Genomic DNA, 509 nt, shown 5'->3' with positions numbered 1-509 from the left:
TCCTTAGAAAGGAGGTGATCCAGCCGCACCTTCCGGTACGGCTACCTTGTTACGACTTAGTCCTAATCACCGATCCCACCTTCGACGGCTCCCTCCACAAGGGTTAGGCCACCGGCTTCGGGTGTTACCGACTTTCATGACTTGACGGGCGGTGTGTACAAGGCCCGGGAACGTATTCACCGCAGCGTTGCTGATCTGCGATTACTAGCGACTCCGACTTCATGAGGTCGAGTTGCAGACCTCAATCCGAACTGAGACCGGCTTTTTGGGATTCGCTCCGCCTTACGACATCGCAGCCCTTTGTACCGGCCATTGTAGCATGCGTGAAGCCCAAGACATAAGGGGCATGATGATTTGACGTCATCCCCACCTTCCTCCGAGTTGACCCCGGCAGTCTCACATGAGTCCCCACCATAACGTGCTGGCAACATGCGACGAGGGTTGCGCTCGTTGCGGGACTTAACCCAACATCTCACGACACGAGCTGACGACAACCATGCACCACCTGT

Annotated in this window: 1 rRNA gene; it reads right to left on the bottom strand. The window is 56.2% G+C overall.

Annotated features, from left to right (window positions below):
* Window positions 1-7 precede the first annotated feature (7 nt).
* Window positions 8-509: ribosomal RNA gene (locus RH861_RS16320) — 16S ribosomal RNA — on the bottom strand; the annotation flags it as partial.

It is taken from the genome of Agromyces indicus (assembly GCF_031432295.1).
Taxonomy (GTDB): domain Bacteria; phylum Actinomycetota; class Actinomycetes; order Actinomycetales; family Microbacteriaceae; genus Agromyces; species Agromyces indicus.
This window is presented reverse-complemented; position numbering and strand designations above follow the sequence as displayed.